Annotated in this window: 20 protein-coding genes and 1 tRNA gene; 16 read left to right on the top strand and 5 right to left on the bottom strand. The window is 38.6% G+C overall.

Annotation, left to right across the window (positions count from 1 at the left end; translation table 11 throughout):
* Positions 1-5 precede the first annotated feature (5 nt).
* The 3 genes from TEL01S_RS03635 (at position 6) to TEL01S_RS03625 (ending at position 2,103) form a co-directional block, all read left to right on the top strand.
* The gene (locus TEL01S_RS03635; protein WP_028843331.1) at positions 6-1,193 is read left to right on the top strand and encodes an aspartate kinase; all 1,188 of its coding nucleotides are present in this window, start codon (positions 6-8) and stop codon (positions 1,191-1,193) included.
* A gap of 51 nt (positions 1,194-1,244) precedes the next feature.
* Positions 1,245-1,331: transfer RNA gene (locus TEL01S_RS03630), tRNA-Leu, on the top strand.
* Positions 1,332-1,377: 46 nt separating this feature from the next.
* Positions 1,378-2,103 (top strand): WecB/TagA/CpsF family glycosyltransferase, encoded by a 726-nt coding sequence (locus TEL01S_RS03625; protein WP_012002777.1) that lies wholly within the window; start codon positions 1,378-1,380, stop codon positions 2,101-2,103.
* Here TEL01S_RS03625 and TEL01S_RS03620 read toward each other — a convergent pair.
* Complete coding sequence (locus TEL01S_RS03620) at positions 2,068-3,246, bottom strand: MFS transporter (RefSeq protein ID WP_232504370.1); 1,179 nt, start codon at positions 3,244-3,246, stop codon at positions 2,068-2,070. The two genes, TEL01S_RS03625 and TEL01S_RS03620, sit on opposite strands and share 36 nt — an antisense overlap.
* A 70-nt stretch (positions 3,247-3,316) precedes the next feature.
* Here TEL01S_RS03620 and mutL point away from each other — a divergent pair, with 70 nt between their 5' ends.
* The 3 genes from mutL to TEL01S_RS03605 are packed head-to-tail and all read left to right on the top strand — an operon-like array spanning position 3,317 to position 6,184.
* The gene (gene mutL / locus TEL01S_RS03615) at positions 3,317-4,966 is read left to right on the top strand and encodes a DNA mismatch repair endonuclease MutL (protein WP_028843333.1); all 1,650 of its coding nucleotides are present in this window, start codon (positions 3,317-3,319) and stop codon (positions 4,964-4,966) included.
* Between the two features lie 4 nt (positions 4,967-4,970).
* Positions 4,971-5,474 carry a GNAT family N-acetyltransferase gene (locus tag TEL01S_RS03610; RefSeq protein ID WP_012002774.1) on the top strand — a complete coding sequence of 168 codons (504 nt, stop codon included), beginning with the start codon at positions 4,971-4,973 and terminating at the stop codon, positions 5,472-5,474.
* Positions 5,465-6,184: a hypothetical protein gene (locus TEL01S_RS03605; protein WP_028843334.1), complete on the top strand. Its 720-nt coding sequence runs from the start codon at positions 5,465-5,467 to the stop codon at positions 6,182-6,184. The genes TEL01S_RS03610 and TEL01S_RS03605 overlap by 10 nt, the downstream gene beginning before the upstream one ends.
* Here the strand turns inward: TEL01S_RS03605 and TEL01S_RS03600 are convergent.
* Both TEL01S_RS03600 and TEL01S_RS03595 read right to left on the bottom strand, forming a co-directional pair.
* Positions 6,179-6,430, bottom strand: coding sequence for an EscU/YscU/HrcU family type III secretion system export apparatus switch protein (locus TEL01S_RS03600; RefSeq protein ID WP_012002772.1), 252 nt, complete (start codon positions 6,428-6,430; stop codon positions 6,179-6,181). The genes TEL01S_RS03605 and TEL01S_RS03600 overlap by 6 nt on opposite strands.
* Positions 6,414-7,079, bottom strand: coding sequence for a hypothetical protein (locus TEL01S_RS03595; RefSeq protein ID WP_012002771.1), 666 nt, complete (start codon positions 7,077-7,079; stop codon positions 6,414-6,416). Before TEL01S_RS03595 ends, TEL01S_RS03600 begins: the two co-directional genes overlap by 17 nt.
* Before the next feature lie 84 nt (positions 7,080-7,163).
* On the opposite strand from TEL01S_RS03595, the gene TEL01S_RS03590 reads away from it, so the two are divergent.
* From TEL01S_RS03590 to TEL01S_RS03545, 10 genes are all read left to right on the top strand, one after another.
* Positions 7,164-8,183, top strand: a complete 1,020-nt coding sequence (locus tag TEL01S_RS03590; RefSeq protein ID WP_012002770.1) for a DUF1611 domain-containing protein — start codon at positions 7,164-7,166, stop codon at positions 8,181-8,183.
* On the top strand, positions 8,180-9,208 hold the full coding sequence (locus TEL01S_RS03585) for an L-Ala-D/L-Glu epimerase (protein WP_012002769.1): 1,029 nt from the start codon (positions 8,180-8,182) through the stop codon (positions 9,206-9,208). The genes TEL01S_RS03590 and TEL01S_RS03585 overlap by 4 nt, the downstream gene beginning before the upstream one ends.
* Positions 9,209-9,288: 80 nt before the next feature.
* Positions 9,289-10,023 (top strand): ATP-binding cassette domain-containing protein, encoded by a 735-nt coding sequence (locus tag TEL01S_RS03580; protein ID WP_028843336.1) that lies wholly within the window; start codon positions 9,289-9,291, stop codon positions 10,021-10,023.
* Positions 10,020-10,979: a SufB/SufD family protein gene (locus tag TEL01S_RS03575; RefSeq protein ID WP_012002767.1), complete on the top strand. Its 960-nt coding sequence runs from the start codon at positions 10,020-10,022 to the stop codon at positions 10,977-10,979. The genes TEL01S_RS03580 and TEL01S_RS03575 overlap by 4 nt, the downstream gene beginning before the upstream one ends.
* Positions 10,980-10,996: 17 nt before the next feature.
* Positions 10,997-11,818, top strand: coding sequence for a purine-nucleoside phosphorylase (locus TEL01S_RS03570; RefSeq protein WP_012002766.1), 822 nt, complete (start codon positions 10,997-10,999; stop codon positions 11,816-11,818).
* Positions 11,819-11,836: 18 nt separating this feature from the next.
* On the top strand, positions 11,837-13,009 hold the full coding sequence (locus TEL01S_RS03565) for a cysteine desulfurase family protein (RefSeq protein ID WP_012002765.1): 1,173 nt from the start codon (positions 11,837-11,839) through the stop codon (positions 13,007-13,009).
* Positions 13,010-13,024: 15 nt separating this feature from the next.
* Positions 13,025-13,405, top strand: coding sequence for an iron-sulfur cluster assembly scaffold protein (locus TEL01S_RS03560; protein WP_012002764.1), 381 nt, complete (start codon positions 13,025-13,027; stop codon positions 13,403-13,405).
* Positions 13,406-13,410: 5 nt separating this feature from the next.
* On the top strand, positions 13,411-14,544 hold the full coding sequence (locus tag TEL01S_RS03555; protein WP_012002763.1) for a cysteine desulfurase family protein: 1,134 nt from the start codon (positions 13,411-13,413) through the stop codon (positions 14,542-14,544).
* 4 nt (positions 14,545-14,548) lie between these two features.
* Entirely contained in the window at positions 14,549-14,908 is a 360-nt protein-coding gene (locus tag TEL01S_RS03550) for an iron-sulfur cluster assembly scaffold protein (RefSeq protein ID WP_012002762.1), read from the top strand.
* The gene (locus tag TEL01S_RS03545) at positions 14,901-15,641 is read left to right on the top strand and encodes a ZIP family metal transporter (RefSeq protein WP_028843338.1); all 741 of its coding nucleotides are present in this window, start codon (positions 14,901-14,903) and stop codon (positions 15,639-15,641) included. The genes TEL01S_RS03550 and TEL01S_RS03545 overlap by 8 nt, the downstream gene beginning before the upstream one ends.
* Here the strand turns inward: TEL01S_RS03545 and TEL01S_RS03540 are convergent.
* Complete coding sequence (locus TEL01S_RS03540) at positions 15,628-16,482, bottom strand: metallophosphoesterase (protein ID WP_012002760.1); 855 nt, start codon at positions 16,480-16,482, stop codon at positions 15,628-15,630. The genes TEL01S_RS03545 and TEL01S_RS03540 overlap by 14 nt on opposite strands.
* Positions 16,452-16,988: a hypothetical protein gene (locus TEL01S_RS03535; RefSeq protein WP_012002759.1), complete on the bottom strand. Its 537-nt coding sequence runs from the start codon at positions 16,986-16,988 to the stop codon at positions 16,452-16,454. The genes TEL01S_RS03540 and TEL01S_RS03535 overlap by 31 nt, the downstream gene beginning before the upstream one ends.
* Between the last annotated feature and the right edge of the window lie 43 nt (positions 16,989-17,031).

Here is a 17,031-nt window from a genome sequence, read left to right as displayed (position 1 = left end):
TTTTTCTGAAACTTGTTGTACAAAAATATGGTGGCTCATCGCTTGCCAGCATAGAAAGAATCAAAAAAATTACCGAGAAAATAGTGAAAACAGTAAAAAATGGGAAAAAGTTAATCGTTGTTGTCTCTGCAATGGGAAAAACAACAGACAAATTGGTTTTTCTTGCAAGAAGGCTGTCTGAAAAACCCAATCCAAGAGAACTGGATATGTTGTTATCCTGTGGCGAACAAATATCCGCTGCTTTGCTATCCATATACCTTGACAGAATAGGTATGAAAGCTGTATCTTTGAATGCGTTTCAGGCTCGGATTCTGACAACCAGCGATTTTAATTCGGCAAGGATAAAAGATATAGATGACCGAAAATTAAGATCGCTGGCTTTTCATAACGATGTTTTACTTGTTACAGGGTTTCAGGGAATAAACGAAAACGATGAACTGACAACTCTTGGAAGAGGAGGATCAGATACTTCTGCTGTTGCTATTGCCGCAAAACTTGGAACAATCTGCGAAATATACAGCGACGTCGCTGGCATATATACAACAGATCCCAGGATCTTTCCCCAGGCAAAAAAACTGTCTTATATTACATACGATGAAATGTTGGAATTCTCCGCACTTGGTGCCAGGGTTCTACATTCTCGAAGTGTTGAGATAGCAAAAAAATACAGCGTACCAATTTATTGCGCTTCTTCGTTTTCAAATGAGGAGGGAACGTGGGTGATGGGAAAACTTCCGGAATGGCTTGAGCGACCCGTTGTTACAGGCGCGACGATAGAGAAAAATCAGGTAAAGGTCAGCGTTTATAGCTTGAAAAATTCTAAAGCAACCGCCGACGTATTTAGAGAACTCGCTGAAAAAGGCTTTAACGTTGATATGATATCGTTGGTGAGTAACTCAGGAGACATTAATCTATCTTTCACAATTGTTGAAAGTAACTCGGTTGACGTACAGAAGGCAATGAGAGATCTTGATTGTGAAATTAAGATCACAGGGGGGTTTTCTAAGGTATCAATAATAGGTTTAGGAATGAAATATCAACGAGGTGTTGCAGCAAAATTTTTTGAAGTTTTGAGAAAGAAAAACATAGAGCCAGAAATGATAACAACTTCTGAAATAAAGATATCATGCCTTGTACATGAAGATAAAGCAGAAGATTTGTTGAAAGAACTCTGTCAAGTTTTCGGACTATGACGGTTGCAGCTTGAAAGCATTTTTAAGTTATGGTATCATACTGGATGAAATGCCGAGGTGGCGGAATTGGCAGACGCGCATGACTCAGGATCATGTGGGTTTACACCCGTGCGGGTTCAAGTCCCGCCCTCGGCACCACGGGCCGGATATATCCGGCCTTATCTTTATCCTGGAGGCAACTTCTTTGGAAAAATTCACATTGTTTGACCTGACAATAAGTACTCCAACATTAATTGAATTGGTCGAGATATTATCCAGAAGAATATCGAACAACGAAAAAACCTTTGTTGTAACAGCCAATGCATCAATAATAGTTAAAACAACAGAGGACGAACGATATAAATTTGCTGTTCAAAATGCAGATATAATAGTCCCGGATGGTATAGGAGTCATATGGGCGCTGAAAAAAATTTACAGGCGAAAGGCTGTCAGAGTTACAGGAATAGATACAATGATGGCTTTGTGTGATAAAGCGCGTGCTTCTGGTTGGAAAATTTATTTGCTCGGTGCAAAAATTGATGTTGTTGAAAAAGCCGCCAGAAATTTAACCGAGAAATTTGGAAATATTGTCTGCGGTTATCACCATGGATATTTTGAAAAAGAAGGCCCCTTAGAACAAATAAAACAAGCCAAACCTGATCTTATATTTGTTGGCATGGGAGTTCCTAAGCAAGAAATCTGGATTTACGAAAATTTCAGAAAGACAACGGCAAAATTAGCTATGGGAGTCGGGGGTTCATTTGATGTAATTTCAGGGATCAAGAAACGCGCTCCAAATTTTATTCAAAGAGCGCGTTTGGAATGGCTTTACAGATTTCTTCAGTCCCCACTGGAAAAAAAGAACGTTCCCAAGGATATATCAAAATTTATCGGATTAGTGCTTTCTCAGGCCAAGCAATACAAATACTGATGATAATTCGCTCACAACAGAAAAAATCACAAGTAATAATAAAGATTTCTCGTAAAGAATCCCCATAAAGAGGCTACCGAGAAACCAAAACAATCCAAAAACTGTATTGAAGATTCCATAAGCAAATGCTCTCTTTTCACGCGATACCAGATTTGCCACAACTGCTTTGAGAATGGATTCTTGTGCACCCATTCCAATTCCCCAGAGCGACACCCCAACTGAGATGAGGAAAATGTTTTTTGTCAGAAAGACAAGGGGAGCAAATAGTGCACTCAGGGCAGATGATATTATCAAAACCATGATACCTTTTTTGTCAAAAAGTTTTCCGAAGAAAAGAGCCGCTACGGCATCAACTGCCATTGCTATTGAGTAAAACAGTGGAATTGTTGAAGAACTCAATATATGATTTTTTGCAAAGTGAAAAGAAATAAGTGGGAAATCAGAAAAGCCAGCTGCAATCAGAGAAATAGCTACCATATAGAGGGCAAAACCATTGGCTGTAATCTTTCCACCCGGGGTTGATTTTTCCTCAAATTCGCCTGGCTCTGGAAAAAAGATTCTTCCACATATTAAAAGAATAATAGCAATCAACGCTGGAAAAAATAGCACAGAAAATGCAAGCTTGTATTTTGCAAACTCTTCTCCCGCTTTTAATGAAAGAACCAAAGAAAGTATTACAGGTCCACTGATTGCACCCACTTGGTCAAGAGCTTCCTCCAGACCGAAACCAAAACCCGTTCCAACCTGTTTAGCAGCATAAGACATCATTGTGTCACGCGATGGTTTTCTAATCGCCTTGCCAAAGCGTTCCGAAAGCAAAAGCAGAACCGCTAACTGCCAATTTCCTGCAAGAGCAAGGGCAGGAACGGCAAACAAATTCATAAAATAACCAACAAAGGTAAAAAGCCAGTATCGCTTTGTCTTGCCTGCAAGATAACCTGTAACAAGCCTGAGAGCGTATCCAATAAACTCTCCAAGTCCTGCTGTGAATGCGACGACAGTTGCACTTGCTCCAAGCAATCCCAAGAATGGTCCAGAGATACTCCGAGCACCTTCATATACAATATCCGAAAAAAGACTGACAAACCCCATCAAAACAATAAATGCCAGGGCACGTTTAGTCTTTTTTCCCAAAATTGTCACCTCCCAGATTATTTTATTCTTGTGTTTATAAAACTCTGATGAGTTATTATTATCTGTGAGGTGTCTGTAAATGAAAATTAAAAGGCTTGATAAATCCATTGTTTCAAGAATAGCTGCTGGGGAAGTTATCACTGGTGTTTACTCGGTCGTGAAAGAACTTATAGAAAACTCCATTGATGCAGGCGCTGACAGAATAGTTGTAGAACTTATTAATGGCGGAAAAAGTGAAATCAAAGTCCAGGATAACGGCGAAGGTATGGAAAAAGACGATTTGCTTGTGTGTTATGAATCTCATACAACCAGCAAAATTGATTCATTTCAGGATATATACACACTGAATTCTTTTGGTTTTAGAGGAGAAGCTTTATATTCCATATGTCAGATAAGCAAGACAACGATATTTTCCAAAACGGCATCATCTAACCTTGGTCATGAAATTGAAGTAGTTGCTGGTCATCTGGTTTATGAAAAACCGGTTCAAATTGAAAAAGGTACAACTGTTATCGTTAGAGATCTGTTTTTCAATGTCCCGGCGAGAAGAAAATTTCTAAAATCAAATGCTGTTGAGGCAAGAATGGCAGTAGAGGTCTTTGAAAGATTCTGCTTGTCCCATCCGCACATAAACCTTATTCTCACAAAAGATCAGCAGGTTATTTACAATCTACCAGCAACGACTTTAATTCAACGCATCAAAGCGTTATTTCCGGATATTCCAATGGATTCTTTGAAGGCAATACAATCACAGTGGAAAGATATGGAATTGCACGGTTGTGCGGTTAGCCCTGCTAATTTAAGAAGGAAAAAAGCCATTTTCACGTTTGTCAATGATAGATTTGTGGTAAATCAACTTCTTCAAAGTGCCATTTATTCAGCTTATGCAGATTTTTTGCACCAAAAGGAACATCCCGTAGTGATTGTTAACCTCTTTCTTCCCCCAAAAGATATAGACGTTAATGTCCATCCACAAAAAATAGAGGTGAAATTCTCCCGTGATGAGGAAGTATTTCGGTTCGTGCGTGATTCTATAAAATCCCAACTGAAGATTCCAATTATACACCACATATCGAGAAATACACCGGCAAAAGTTCAGGAACGCCAGGTGGAGTATAAAAGCCCAAATGCGAAATTTACCACTACATCTGAAGAAATGCTGATTCCTCCAGAGGATTTCAAAATTATCGGGATTGTCAGGGGAAGATACATAATAGTGGAAACGAAAGATGAGCTTTTTATAGTGGATTTTCATGCTGCGCATGAGAGATTGATATATAACAGAATGCTTTCTTCTCTTAATCAAAATGACGGCACAGATCTGCTGATACCAGTTCAAATCGAACTGAGAGAAAGTGAACTGGCTCTCATCGAAAAAAACAATGTTCTAAAGCAAATTGGATTTGATTATGAAATAATAAAAAATCAACTTATCGTGAAAAAAATACCTACGTGGCTTGACCAGAGTGATGTTAAGCGTTTCATAATCGATAGTATTGACGAAATAAAGTTAATAGATATCTATGGATTGGAAGAGGTGATGAAAAAAATCATTGCAGATATTTCCTGTAAGAGTGCTTTGAGGACAAGAGACAGACTTGATTTATCTCAGGCAAAATATCTTGTCAGAGAAATCTTTGCAAACAAAATCAGCACATGCCCTCATGGTAGACCCGTAATGTATTCTATCAATTTTAAAGAACTTGACAGCTTTTTTGAAAGGATATGAGATCATGGAAAATGTTATCATACGTCCAGTCAGATTATCTGACTCTGCTAAGTTAGTATCTTTTAAGAAAGCTGTGACGAGTGAATCAAAATTTCTTCTGACATATCCCGATGAAGTTGAGAGCATATATGATCAAAAGAGAATTATAACTCTATACCTGTCTGATAACAGAAAAATATTTCTGGTAGCTGAGTATATGGATGAAATAATTGGTGTAGTAACCCTATCCGGTTCTTTCAGAAGAAAAATTCTCCACAAAGGTGAGCTCGGGATAAGTGTCAGAAAACCTTTTTGGGGCAAAGGAATCGGGAGTGCCTTGATGAGAGAGTGCCTGGGAGTAGCTAAGGAAAGGGGATTCAAAAAAATACAACTTGAGGTGATAGCAGATAATCACAGAGCTATCTCGCTTTACAAAAAATTCGGCTTTGAAATTGAAGGAATAAAGAAAAAAGCCGTCTTAATAGATGAGCAATATTTTGATTTACTGGTGATGGGAAAGTGGCTATAAGAGCAAGGTATTTGATTATTTTTTGCGGGATCTTTCTAAGCATAGGTTTTTCAATGTATTTCATCAACAAATATGAAAATGAAAACACCATAAAAAAAGTGAACACTGCTGTCTTGTCAATAACTGCGGAACACTTGAATAAATTGATAGAGGAGATACAATCCGAACCTGGTGTATACACTTCATTAAACCTGCCTTTTTCAAAAGATCTATCTGTTGTTTATTTTGTAATCGATCAAATGGGAAAGATTACTATGTCCTCAGAATCAGCTGCCAGAGGAAAGGAATTACATGGAACAGTCAATATCAACAAAAAAGATGAAATAACAAAGGTAAAATACAAAGGGAAAAATTTTTGGGCACTTCTAAAGAAAAACGATAGATTCAATTTCTCAATACTTGTCATGATTCCACTTTACAGCCACAGTTGGTACTATCCTTCAATGATAGTTGTGTGTGTCGCTTTTGGAACAATAATCACGCTGTTAATAAGTATTTACAAAAGAAAGATTCATATGATCACAGTAGCAATAAGCAAAGCGATTGATAGTCCAGCAACAGATTTGAAAACAGAAAATAAAACAGTCAGACGGCTGATAGAAAAAATTAATCAGACAGTAAGAAGCAGAGAGCAACTACTTCAAAAAGCTGCCAGCGAACTTCAAAGGCTGAAGGAAATTCTCAAGAAACTAAACGAGAAGCGATCATAGGTTTTGAACAAAAACCAGTATCTCTGCTACTGCAAAATAAAGGTCATCTGGGATTTCTTCAAGCACCTCCAGTCTATAGAGTTTTCTTACAAGTTCTGGTGAAGAAACTACCGGCACCTTCGCTTCCAGGGCTTGTTTTATTATTCTCTCAGCAATTTCCTCTTTACCTTTGGCTATCACAAACGGGGCATCGAATACATCTGGATCATAACCGAGTGCGACAGCCAGTTTACGCGTATAATCCATTTTTCAAATCACCAACCTTGAAAAATACATTTCTAAAGTATCCAAGCAAATTATCTTTAAGCTTTTCCAGTGCTTCTCTATCCGGAGAGAAATTTATAAAATCAACAAATATGTAATCTTCCTGAACAGTGCCTTTGACACAAACAATAGATGAATTCTTAACAAAAGACACACTAAAAGATCTTTTCTTTCTATTCATAAAAATGTGAATGGGACCTTTCTTGGACGGGATGCTTTTGAAAACGTAAGGATGCGAGAGTGTCAGGAGCCAGAAACCGAGAGATTTCATCTTTTCATCAACTTCACCATTCTCATAGTACATACCGAGATTTGCGTAAAAATCTTGTGGTAGAGAACCTACACGCATTTTAATCATATCAACTAACTGTGATAAAAACTGTATATCAAAGCTCGTTCTGGGTTTTTTAATCGTCTTCAAAAGAGGCTTTAATTCATTCAGAGGCGGCAATGCTTCGGGAGCTTCAGTAATCTTCTCTGCAACATAAACTTTCTGTGAAACCGGTCGATCAGTGATTCTAACCATCTCACCGAGCTCCGGTAATTTCTTTCTCATCTTGACAACTGTTTCACCATCATGTGTTTTGATCTTCACGAACTTTCCCATACGTTCAATAACTACGCCTTGCATACAAACCCTCCAGAATTATTATCGGAAAATATACCGGCAAATAAACATCAAAATGATATGATTAATCCATAAGGAGGCGTTAAATTGCGAATAGACAGCTTTTTCGAGCCCGGCACACCAGCAGCAATTTTATCATGGGGTCAACTTGGAACTACACTGGCAAAAACCACTTATGGTCTGCTGAGGCACAGCAGAATTTTTATTCCCGTATGCGTGATTGCAGAGCAGGAAGGAAAATGGACAGCCGATTTTATGAGCCATTTTAAATTCAACGTACCAGTGGTTAATAGTGTTGATAAAGCTGTACATCTTGGGGCAAAAACTCTTTTGATCGGAATAGCAAATGTGGGGGGATTCCTCCCACAAGAACTCGTTGATCATGTCCTCAAAGCTATAAAATATGGTCTGGATATAGTTTCTGGATTTCATCTAAAAATGAGTGAAACAGAACCGTTTTCTACTGCAGCAAAAAAGACAGGTAGCAGAATAATAGATGTTCGACATCTAAAAGAGGAACTGAAAATCTTTAGCGGTCAGATTTACAAATCAAAAACAATAAGAGTCTGCGTTCTTGGGACAGATTGCGCTGTTGGAAAAAGAACAACTGCAATCCAGTTATGGCAGGCTGCACTGGAAAGAAAATTACCTGCAGCCTTTCTGGCAACAGGTCAGACTGGTATAATGATAGGCGCAGATGAAGGAGTAGTTATAGATGCGATAGCATCGGATTTTATACCAGGTACGATTGAAAACCTCATATTGAGGCTCGAAAAAAATGAAAAACGCCTGATTTTTATTGAAGGTCAGGGAGCACTCAGGCATCCTGCTTATGGCCAGGTTGCCCTTGGATTGCTGTATGGATGCATGCCACAATATATCGTATTGTCACATGACCCAGCAAGAAAAAATTTTGAATATTTTGACCAGATCCCAGTTTCACCAGATTTGTTTAAAGAAATAGCCCTGATAAAAAATTTTATCAACACAGAAATTCTCGGTATATCATGTTTAAATAGCTATTGTTTGGATGATTACGAAGTATTTAATCCCTTCAATGCCAGTCAGATTATGAAGATAATATCTAAACTGGAGGTGGCGTTGTGAAGATTACATCTATTAGTTTCAAAAAGACACTCTATAGCTACTTTGAACCGTTCACAATTTCCTTAGGAAGTCACGAAGAACAAGAAAATGTTGAAGTTTGTGTGAAACTCAAAAACGGAATAGAGGGTTATGGTGAAGCATCATCCTTATTTGTAATCTCAGGTGAAACAGCTGCTATGCTGGAAAAACTCCATCAAACTGTTGAAGACATTCTGATTGGTAAAGATGTGGAAAGTTACGCAAATTTATTTCATGATCTTCAAACTTTGAGAGCAACCCCTGCAATAAAAGCTGCCATAGAGTTTGCTATTGTGGATGCCTTCTGTAAACAATTCAATATGAAACCATATCAATTTTTTGGCGGCAGCAAAAACACCTTAGAGACTGACAAAACTGTTGGTATTGAAAACTTAGAGAACACTATCAAAAAAGTCAAGCGTATCTACGACGAGGGATTCAGAAAAATAAAAATAAAAGTTGGTAGAGATGTCAAAAATGACATAGAAAGAGTTGTCAAATCAAAAGAAGTTTCTCCTCAAGCAAGCTTTATAGTAGATGCAAATCAGGGCTTTACTCCCAAGGAGGCTGTTGAGTTTGCAAAGGCGCTTTACGCTGAAAAGGTTGATGTTGTGATTTTTGAACAACCAGTAAACCGCTACAATATAGAAGGAATGAGATTTGTTCGATTTAACAGCCCTTATCCTGTTGCAGCTGATGAAAGTGTTTTCACAAAATACGACGCTTTAAAGTTGGTCAGGGAAGATGCCGTCGATTTCATAAATATAAAATTAATGAAATCGGGCTTGAGCGATGCTATGTCAATAGTTCATATTGCCCAGGCCGCAAATATAGGATTGATGATTGGGTGCATGGGCGAAAGTAGCATAGGTATAAGGCAAAGCATCCACTTTGCCGCTGGAACAGGGGCTTTTTTATATCACGATCTGGATTCACATCTGTCGCTGAAAGAAGAGAGCTTCAGGGGAGATTTTGTACAGGATGGTCCATTCATAATCCTGGAATAGCCTATGAAACAAATTAGACTTAAAAGATCTAATATAAATGTAATCCTTGCCGTGTAAAATTACTTTGGGAGACGATAATGATGCTTGTGCTTGAAGATGTAAGCCTTGAAAAGAACGGCAAATACATACTCAAGAACATAAATGCAAAATTTGATCGGGTTAAAATCTACGCTGTTCTTGGATCCAACGGAGTTGGAAAATCTTCCCTGGCATATACAATAATGGGACTCGAGGGGTATAAACCCACTTCTGGCAAGATAAAGCTTAACGGCGAGGACATAACAAACTCTTCAATTAGCGAAAGAGCTACGAAAGGTATCACTCTGCTTTGGCAGGAACCGGTGAGGTTCCAGGGCCTTACAGTAAAACAATATCTTACACTCGGTGGAAAATTAAAAATCAGCACAAAAGACCTCGAAGAAGTAATGACACTTACAGGCCTGTCTCCAGAACTTTATATCAACAGATTTGTTGATAATCTTTTGAGTGGTGGCGAGAGAAAAAGAGTAGAACTTGCGTCAATTTTGTTGTTGAATCCGAAATACGCCATACTCGACGAACCAGATTCTGGAATTGATATTATGTCGCTTGGCATGATTGAAAAAATTGCGCACCGAATTACGAAAAATGGAGGTACGGTAATATTGATAACCCATCGTGAAGAAATTGCCAGGATAGCAGATGAGGCCTATTTGCTATGTAATGGTACAGTCTTTACAAAGGGAGATCCTGTGAAGGTTATTCATTACTATAAAAGCAGGTGTGACGAATGCATGCATGTAAATATACCCTCCATAGAGGAGGCGCAATTATGAGCACTGCTATAAAACAACAAAAAGAGTTTGAAATGTTGATGAAAGCTTATGAAAAAGCAGGAGGAAATGTTTCGAAGTTTTTAGACAAACGGGTTGCATCACTCATAATAAGTGGAAGGAAGATAGTGGGTCTTAATGGAGTAAAAGGGGTTGAAATATTTCCAGAGGAGTTAAGTGACGGCGTCAGAGCAAAAATTGTTGTGAAAAAAGATACCGTCCTTGAAACACCTATTCACATTTGTACAGGATATTTGGAAAAACAAGGTATTCAGAGAGTTATTTTTGAGATAGAGATTCAGGAGAATTCACAGGTTAAATTTGTTGCACACTGTACTTTTCCATGGGCGGAAAAATTTACACATGACGCCCTCTCAATTGTTTCAATAGGAAGGAATGCAAAGATGTATTACTCAGACGAGCATTATCATTCTAATACCGGTTCAATTACCCTTAAAACTACTACACGTGCAAAAATTGCCGAAAAAGGACTTTTTGTAAACAATTTCACGCTTACAAAAACTCGGGTTGGAAAGCTTATTCTCGATGCGGAAGCTGAACTTGACGATCAATCCACAGCTGATCTCACGGCAAAAGTGAGAGCAATTGAGAATGACCAAGTTGCAATCAGAGAAAAATTGAGGTTGTTGGGAAAATATTCAAATGGTATTGCCAAAACCACAGTGGTCGCCCTGGACAAAGCAAAAGTTAGAGTTGTAAATGAAGCCTATGGAATAGGTAGCTACTCAAAAGCACATATAAGATGTGACGAGGTAACAAAAGGTGAAGATGTCGATGTAAGTACTGTACCCATCTTGAAGGTATTGAACGATCTTTCTGAACTAACACACGAAGCGTCAATAGGTCGTGTAAACGCTGCTCAACTTCAAACTCTGATGAGTAAGGGTCTTTCTGAAGAAGAAGCAACTGATCTTATTATTAGCGGATTGCTCAAATAATTAAGGGGGTATATGTAATGAAGGAATATGTTGAGAGAGTTGAGAGAGCCGCTGAGTTTTTGAGGCAGAAAGTAAGAATTCTTCCTGAAGCTGGAATAATCCTTGGTTCCGGGCTTGGAAAAATTTCAGAAGCACTGCAAAATCCTGTCAAAATCAACTATTCCGAAATTCCTGGTTTTCCGATTTCAACAGCTCCTGGTCATAAAGGAGAACTACTCTTTGGAAAACTTGAAGAGAAAAGCGTTATGCTCATGAATGGAAGATTTCATTATTACGAGGGATATTCAATGAAGGATGTGACTTTTCCTATAAGAGTAATGCAGTTGCTTGGTGTGAAATATTTGATTGTCACAAATGCGGCAGGAGGTTTGAATCCTATTTTTGAAATAGGCAAACCCATGATAATAAGTGATCATATCAACCTGATGGGGGACAATCCACTCAGAGGTCTGAATATAGACGAATGGGGACCAAGGTTCCCAGATATGAGTGAACCATACGACAGAAATCTTATAAAGCTGGCAAAAAAAATAGCTAAGGAAGAAAAAGTAGATTTTTACGAAGGCGTGTATGTAGCAGTTGCCGGTCCTAATTTTGAAACTCCCGCTGAGCTTAAAATGCTTAGAAACATGGGAGCAGATGCTGTTGGTATGTCTACTGTCCCTGAAGTCATAGTAGCAAAACATGGAGGTATCAAGATTCTTGGATTGTCAGCAATAACGGACCGCGCTGTACCAGAAGACCTGAGGCCGATAACAGCTCAGGAAGTTCTTGAAGTTGCTGAAAAAGCTGGCGAAAAAATGGCACGCATTATTATGGGTGTGCTGCGTCAGCTCTGAAGATTGAGGAGGTGTGAAATGAAGGTTTTCTTAGATAATTGCAGAACCACGAGAGTTTTGCCAGAGGTAGCTGCAGTCGTACAACAGTACATGGTCGATAAATTTGCGAGACCTGATGGATTATATGAATCAGCAGAGGAAATTTACGACGATCTTGTTAGCGCAAGAGAGTTTTTTGCAAAATCGATCAATGCAGATTCGCCTGAGGAAATAGTTTTCACATCAGGCGCTACTGAAGCAAACAATTTATCTCTTCTTGGAATAGCACGGGCAAACAAAAAAAATGGTAATCACATAGTGATTTCCGCACTGGAACACGGTTCGATCATGAGCATAGCAGATGCTCTAAAAAAAGAAGGTTTTGAGGTTACCGTAATACCCGTTGACAAAGAGGGATTCGTCAAACTTGACGAGCTCAAAAAATCTATAAGACCTTCCACAATAATGATAAGTGTCATATCTGTTGGACATTTCGTCGGTTCTATTATGCCGCTTGAAGAAATTGGAAAAATAGTAAAATCTCAGGATCATAAAATATATTTTCATACCGATGCAGCAGAAATGTATGCCAAACTTCCTGTAGATGTTAAAAAAATAAATTGTGATTTGATGAGTGTCAGCGGTCATAAATTTCACGGTCCAAAAGGCGTTGGTTTTTTATACATTAAAAAGGGAACGAAGATCCAGCCTGTAATGTATGGAGCAGAGTCTTTCGATAAAAGACGACCTGGGGGAGAAAATATTCCAGCAATTATGGGAATGAAAAAAGCCGCAGAACTTTCCTTTTTGAACATGGAAAAAGCATTAAAAGAGTTAAGAAGGCTTCAGGAATATTTTATAAACAGGGTAGAAAGAGAAATCGATCATGTAATTTTGAATGGGCCGAGAGGTGAAACGAGAACACCTTACAATGTCAATTTCAGCTTCTCATTCATAGAAGGCGAAGCGATAAGTTTAGGGCTTAGTATGGAAGGAGTTGAGGTTGCCACAGGTTCGGCATGTGCCTCAGAAAAACTCGAACCGAATTATGCGATCCTGGCAATTGGTGGAGATCATGAAAGGGCCCACGGGTCGATAAGATTTACATTTGACAGGTTCACAACTCAAGAGCAGATAGATTACACAGTTGAGAAGCTCAAATCGGTAGTATCATGGCTCCGAAAAATAAGTCCAATTAAAAGCCATACTTAATCAGGAGGTGATAATATGCTCAAATACACCGAACTTGTACTGGATCACTTTAAAAATCCAAGAAACCTTGGAAAAATAGAGAATGCCGATGCAGAAGCCACAGAAGGAAGTATTGCATGCGGTGATATGATGACAGTTTATCTGAAAGTTGAAGACGATCGCATTACAGATATAAAATTTGAATCGTACGGATGCGCGGCGAATATAGCTACCGCTTCAATGATGACAGAAGTTGTCAAAGGTTTGACACTCGAAGAAGCCAAAAAGTTGAACTGGAAGGAAATTGTTGAAAGACTTGGCGGTTTGCCCCAAGTAAAATATCATTGCAGCAACCTTGCGGTGGACACTCTGAGAAAGGCTATAAAAGAATATGAAGAATCACTTGCAAGGAAGTGATTTAAGTGCAAGTTTACCTTGATCATGCAGCAACCACACGTGTATTCGATGAGGTAGCTCGGGAAGTCATCAAGGTTTTTACGGAGCAATTTGGCAATGCTTCAAGTTTACATTCCCACGGTGAGCAGGCAAAGCAGATTTATGAAAGTGCACGTTCAAAAATAGCAAAGCATATAAATGTTCTGCCGGAAGAAATTTTCTTCACATCTGGCGGAACAGAAGCAGACAATATAGCAATCATAGGATTTTTGAGAGCAAACTTCCCAGAAGGCGGTGACTTGATAACAACGGAGATAGAACACCCCGCCGTTCTCGAAGTTATGAAGTATCTTGAAAAGCTCGGTTATTCGGTCACATACTTGAAACCATCTTCTGAAGGTTATATCAAAGCAAGTGATTTTAAAAAAGCAATTAAAAAAAATACTGTCCTGGCATCAATAATGTGGGTCAACAACGAAACTGGTGTCATACAACCTATAGATGAAATTTCAAAAATTGCAAGAGAGCATGGTATAGTTTTTCATAGTGATGCCGTCCAGGCTCTTGGGAAATTGAAAATCGATGCTACTTTGGTTGATATGTTATCGGCATCAGGTCACAAATTTTATGCTCCTAAAGGAACAGGGTTTTTGTATGTAAACAAATCAATCAAAATTCATCCCATAATGTTTGGTGGAGGCCATGAAAGAGGTCTGAGAAGCGGCACGGAAAATGTTCCTGGAGCTCATGGAATGGCAACAGCTTTACAAATTATAGAGAAAAATTACGACCTCTGGCAAAAAAAGATGCTAAAATTTAGAGAAAAAATACTTCAAACAATAGAAAAAATTCCGAATCATCACATAAATGGAGAAAATACCATAGTCTCACATATTAATGTTTCTTTTAAAGGTATTAATGGTGAAACTCTCGCAACCGCACTGGATATGAGAGGTATATCTGTATCAACAGCATCTGCATGCTCCTCGCATCATGGTTCAAGCCAATCGTATGTTTTGAAAGCAATGGAGCTGGATGAATGGATAGTCACCGGAGCTGTTAGAATAACACTGGGTTACGACAATGAAGAAGAAGAGATAGACTATTTCAACCAGGTACTTCTTGAGGAAGTTGAGCGCCTCAGAAAATTACAGGAGTGATAGCATGACTTACTCTGAAAAATTTAAACAACTTTTTATGTACCCAGCGCATGCAAATCAAATAGATTACACTCACACAGCAGAAGTTGTGTATCCTGAACATGGTGACAGAGTGAGAATATTTGTAAAACTGGAAAATTTTCTAATAAAAGATATATCATTCAAAGCCATAGGGTGCCCAAGAGTTATTGCAGCCTCTGAGGCACTTTGCAGACTTGTCAACGGCAAGAATATCAATATCGCACTCGAGATCAATGAGGAGCACATCAGACAAGAAATGGATTTTCACGATAAAGAATTTAAATGCATAATGGCCCCCGTCGAAGCTTTGAAAAAAGCTTTATCAAAACTTGAAAATGAGTGAACTTCTGAAAGGAATCATCTACAGTGCTCTGGCAGGTGCTTCAACCGGCCTTGGAGCATTACCATTTTTATTTTTTAGAAAAGGTGCTAGCGAGAAATTCATAAATGGATCTCTTGGGTTTGCTGCTGGGGTTATGTTAGCAGCAAGCGCTTTTAGCTTGGTAATCCCATCAATGGAACTTGGAGGACCTCTCAGATTCGTTATTGGTTTTTTAATTGGTGGTTTGATCGTTGATCTCATTGACAAAATAGTTCCCCATGAACACTTTATGAAAGGCCACGAAGGTATCGAAACGAGGAGATTGAAAGCAATCTGGTTGTTTGTCATAGCTATAACAATACACAATTTTCCCGAAGGTATGGCAGTTGGCGTCGGTGGATATACACCTCATGCACTTTCAATAGCTGTAGCGATAGGAATACAGAATATACCAGAAGGTGCAGCAGTGGCGGCGTCTTTGATCAATGCTGGCTATAAACCTTTGAAAGCGTTTCTGGTAAGTTTTCTCACAGGCTTGGTTGAAATTTTTGGTGGAGCAACTGGTGCTATTTTGAGTGGAATTTCATCGAAACTGATGCCATATCTCATGGCAACGGCTGCGGGTGCAATGATTTTTGTAATAAGCGACGAGGTAATACCAGAGACTCATCTCCGCGGTCGGGAAAGAATGGTAACATACTGGATACTTATTGGCTTCAGTTGTATGGCCGTACTTGACCTCATTCTGGGTTAAAGGTAAGCCACGCCATCGAAAGAATTCCAATTATTATGGAAATAACTGCTGCCGTTTTCACATCATCATATGTTATACGATCGGCTGTGGGTATCTTGAGTTGTTCATAAGTGATGAGTTTTTCTTCAGTGTTGACATTTAGTGTGTAGATTGAATCTGCACGTGACTTGCCCTCAAAAATATAACTGTCATTGATCTTTACAAGCTCAGGTCCTCTGTGATCATGCCCGCTCAACAATAAATCGATCTGTGGAAAAGACTCAATTATTTTTCGATCCAGTTCATGCTGTAAATGAGCCAAGCATATTATGAAATCAACTTCTGGAAGATCATTGACAATTCTTCGCAGGGCCTTTAACGGATCTTCGGGTAACATGCCATAATGCTCCACCTGATTGGCTACATGCTGGGGTGTGGTTAACCCGATCACAGCTATCCTCAGATCACCGAGTACAAAAATTTCGTATGGTTTTAGCCCTTTCACATTTGCACCTAAGAGAGATTTATTGGTTTTCTTGTAATTTTCGAGCCATTCACGTGAAAAATAGAACTCGTGATTTCCGAGTACCATTGCATCGTATTTTACTTTTTTTATATAATCAAGTGTATGATTTCTGTGATCACCAAAAAATGGCAGTTGAAGTTTTGAATCAAACAGATCTCCTGCATCAAGAATAAGTAAATTCTCCCTGCCGTTTTTTTCCAGATATTCTGCAAGACCAGCAGGTCCATAACCATTTTTAAACAGCGTCTCATGCAAATCGGAGGTAAAGATTATTTGAAAATTACTGCCGAAGATAGTCAAAAACATTAAAAGGAAAAATAAAACGATACATCGCAAAGCCTATCACCACCGTAATAAATAGATGCAATTATTCCGCTGCGCCAGAATCTAATTTGTGCGATCAATCTTAAAATTCTCGATCCATCTTCGTATATTCTCAATGATGTACCAAGATTCACAAACTGATCTGGAAGGACACCATATGTATCAAGTATGGACGAGAAAAATACACTCTTTTTTTTCGAAAAATCAAAGCCAATAGTAAAGTGATTAAACGAAATAAACGGCTTCCTGTCCTGAATGTAAAAAGTTGTGCCCATTTTTGAAAATTTCGCAGAAACTTCAATTCTGGAATACCTGAGTATATTCGCTAAAACTGCAAACTCTTTTCCAGTAATTACGGTAATATTCTCAATTGGCGAAAGCATAAACGTCATTTCCTCTGGAGACCAGATCAAGCATGCTCGTGAATCAAATAAAGAATAGCCAAAGTAATCGCTGTAAAGCACATTCCCGAAAATAAATACTGAAAAAAACAAAAAAATCATTACCGAAAATCTCATTCTTTCAACACCACCATATTTATTGTATCATTTTGTTATGGAG

The sequence above is a fragment of the Pseudothermotoga elfii DSM 9442 = NBRC 107921 genome, assembly GCF_000504085.1.
In the GTDB taxonomy this organism is placed as follows: domain Bacteria; phylum Thermotogota; class Thermotogae; order Thermotogales; family DSM-5069; genus Pseudothermotoga_B; species Pseudothermotoga_B elfii.
Note: the sequence above shows the minus strand (reverse complement) of the source record. Positions and strands in the feature narration are given on the sequence as shown.

Bases quoted from the DNA above. Each gene is read 5' to 3' on its own strand.
- mutL (WP_028843333.1), top strand. From the start codon at position 3,317: ATGAAAATTAAAAGGCTTGATAAATCCATTGTTTCAAGAATAGCTGCT.
- TEL01S_RS03565 (WP_012002765.1), top strand. From the start codon at position 11,837: ATGAAGGTTTTCTTAGATAATTGCAGAACCACGAGAGTTTTGCCAGAG.
- TEL01S_RS03580 (WP_028843336.1), top strand. From the start codon at position 9,289: ATGCTTGTGCTTGAAGATGTAAGCCTTGAAAAGAACGGCAAATACATA.
- TEL01S_RS03595 (WP_012002771.1), bottom strand. From the start codon at position 7,079: ATGCAAGGCGTAGTTATTGAACGTATGGGAAAGTTCGTGAAGATCAAA.
- TEL01S_RS03550 (WP_012002762.1), top strand. From the start codon at position 14,549: ATGACTTACTCTGAAAAATTTAAACAACTTTTTATGTACCCAGCGCAT.
- TEL01S_RS03610 (WP_012002774.1), top strand. From the start codon at position 4,971: ATGGAAAATGTTATCATACGTCCAGTCAGATTATCTGACTCTGCTAAG.
- TEL01S_RS03535 (WP_012002759.1), bottom strand. From the start codon at position 16,988: ATGAGATTTTCGGTAATGATTTTTTTGTTTTTTTCAGTATTTATTTTC.
- TEL01S_RS03575 (WP_012002767.1), top strand. From the start codon at position 10,020: ATGAGCACTGCTATAAAACAACAAAAAGAGTTTGAAATGTTGATGAAA.
- TEL01S_RS03600 (WP_012002772.1), bottom strand. From the start codon at position 6,430: ATGGATTATACGCGTAAACTGGCTGTCGCACTCGGTTATGATCCAGAT.
- TEL01S_RS03570 (WP_012002766.1), top strand. From the start codon at position 10,997: ATGAAGGAATATGTTGAGAGAGTTGAGAGAGCCGCTGAGTTTTTGAGG.
- TEL01S_RS03545 (WP_028843338.1), top strand. From the start codon at position 14,901: ATGAGTGAACTTCTGAAAGGAATCATCTACAGTGCTCTGGCAGGTGCT.
- TEL01S_RS03560 (WP_012002764.1), top strand. From the start codon at position 13,025: ATGCTCAAATACACCGAACTTGTACTGGATCACTTTAAAAATCCAAGA.